Genomic DNA, 2,207 nt, shown 5'->3' with positions numbered 1-2,207 from the left:
AAGTATGCTAACCCAGTTTTACTAATTATTGATGAGTGGCTTCTTCTAAAACCAACTCCAAATGAAGCTAAAGATATCTTTGAGTTATTGCACCATCGAAGAAAGAGGTCATCAACTATCTTCTGTTCTCAATACCGTCACGAAGGTTGGTACGAGCAACTTGGTGGCGACGATTCACCTCTGGCAGATGCGATTTTAGATCGAATTGTTCATGACGCTTATAAAATCAACATAGAAAGCATCGATCCATCTAAAGACTTATCTATGCGTGAGGTTTATGGGTTGGAGAAACACTTAAGTGAGTGATTAAACAATCGACAGTGGCTCAGTAGTTCCGGACAAGTGGCTCACGCCACACCGGAACTGCGGCTCTGCTGCATAAGAATATTCATTAGACCCTGTATCCTCGCCATGAGGCGGGCCTTTAAAGGGTTAAAAGAACTTCCTAAAAACTTTTGGAGGAGGAGAAGAGGATCCTGCAGGTGATGAACCAAAAGGAACATCGAAGCCTTTCCCCAAACCAAGTCTTTCATAAGCTCATTGATGAAAAAGGAACATATATCGCCTCGGTTTCAAGTTTTTATCGGGTCTTGAGATATTTTGGTCAGGTCAACCATCGGGGTTATGCAAAAGCACCCATAAGCAAGAATATTACAACACATTGTGCAACAGGACCCAATCAGGTATGGATGTGGGATATCACCTGGCTACCAGGTCCCGTGAAAGGAATATATTATTACTTGTACATGATCATTGATTTATTCAGCCGCAAAGTGGTAGGCTGGGAGATCTGGGATCACGAGAGTTCTGAAAGCGCCAGTGTTCTTGTGAAGAAGGCTGCGTACTCTGAAAATGTATTGATGAAGAACGAGCCTTTGGTGTTGCATTCTGATAACGGAAGTCCGATGAAAGGTGCTTCCTTGTTGACAACGCTGTACAATTTAGGGATTGTGCGATCCAACAGCAGGCCAAGAGTGAGCAATGACAATGCTTATATTGAGTCAATGTTCCGAACGGTCAAATACATGCCCTCTTTTCCTCATAATGGATTTTCGGACATTGGGACTGCCCGCAGATGGGTCGATGCCTTCGTTGATTATTATAATAATGACCATCACCACAGTAGCTTGAAATTTTTGACTCCCAACCAAAGACACAGTGGTTCGTCCGATGAGATCCTTCAAAGAAGAAAAGAAATACTGGAAACTGCAAAGGCAAAGAACCCTGAACGATGGACCGGTCCGGTTCAAAACTGCACCATAGAACAAGCCGTTTGGCTGAATCCGTCAAAAGAGAAAAACAATGAAAAAGCATGCTAGCATATTTGAGAAAAACGACAACTATGTTGACAATTACCGTATTCCAAATTTCAACACTCTTCTCCCTTTACTTGTTATTATACAGTTCATTTATTTCAGTCAATAAGTTATGATACTCTTCAACAACTGAAACAGGTCCAATAATCTGTACGCCACTTCCTAACATAAAAATCCAGCTAAAGAAAGTTTTAGTAACAGTCACTTCAACCACTACAGAAAAATGATCTTCTGTTTTCTTGTAAATTGCTACATCCTTACCAAAACGATCAAATACTATATTAGTCAATGAATTATCAAATCTTAAGTCTACTTTTAAAGCATCACCACTATACATTTTAAACAACTGCTTACTATAGGAAACCTCATTAAATGGCAATTCAACCTTCTCTGTGTTACGCTCACTATTTGATACAACTACCGAATCCATTCTATCTATACGGAAATTACTTATATCCTTATATCTTTCATGATCGGCTACCATATAATATCTATCATCATTCCACATCAACGTATAAGGACTAACTTCATAAAAATCCCCCTCATATCTGTATATTTTTTCTTTATCAACAGAATAATCAAAATATCTAAACCTTATATTTTTATTTTCATTTATTGCCTGGTTTATTGTATCAACATTGTAGTATACACTTTCATTATCGCTTTTAACACGGCCCTGAATTATTAAACTTCGGTTTAACTTTTGAGAATCATGTACACTGACAAGCTTCTCTAGTTTCTTGATAAGGTTCCTACTTTTATTTAAAGTTATAAACTTAGCAGCTAGAATTGCATCTATTACCCCTATTCTGCATGGGGAAGTATAAAAACTGCTTTATTTGTTGAAATATCAATACTTAGGCAAATCAATCGATTTCACCCATTGGGTGA

3 protein-coding genes are annotated in these 2,207 nt (G+C 38.3%); 2 read left to right on the top strand and 1 reads right to left on the bottom strand.

Annotated elements, in window-relative coordinates; all coding sequences use genetic code 11:
• Both JOC49_RS13010 and JOC49_RS13005 read left to right on the top strand, forming a co-directional pair.
• Nucleotides 1–306, top strand: a 306-nt coding sequence (locus tag JOC49_RS13010) for an ATP-binding protein (RefSeq protein ID WP_204665470.1), incomplete at its 5' end; no start/stop codon positions are given.
• A gap of 149 nt (nucleotides 307–455) precedes the next feature.
• Nucleotides 456–1,319: an IS3 family transposase gene (locus JOC49_RS13005; protein ID WP_279381226.1), complete on the top strand. Its 864-nt coding sequence runs from the start codon at nucleotides 456–458 to the stop codon at nucleotides 1,317–1,319.
• A gap of 67 nt (nucleotides 1,320–1,386) precedes the next feature.
• Here the strand turns inward: JOC49_RS13005 and JOC49_RS13000 are convergent, their stop codons facing one another.
• Nucleotides 1,387–1,944, bottom strand: coding sequence for a helix-turn-helix transcriptional regulator (locus JOC49_RS13000; protein WP_341534689.1), 558 nt, complete (start codon nucleotides 1,942–1,944; stop codon nucleotides 1,387–1,389).
• Between the last annotated feature and the right edge of the window lie 263 nt (nucleotides 1,945–2,207).

The organism is Fusibacter tunisiensis (assembly GCF_016908355.1).
GTDB classification, from domain to species: domain Bacteria; phylum Bacillota; class Clostridia; order Peptostreptococcales; family Acidaminobacteraceae; genus Fusibacter_D; species Fusibacter_D tunisiensis.
The sequence above is the reverse complement of the archived record's forward strand: the minus strand, read 5'-3'. Positions and strand labels throughout refer to the sequence as shown.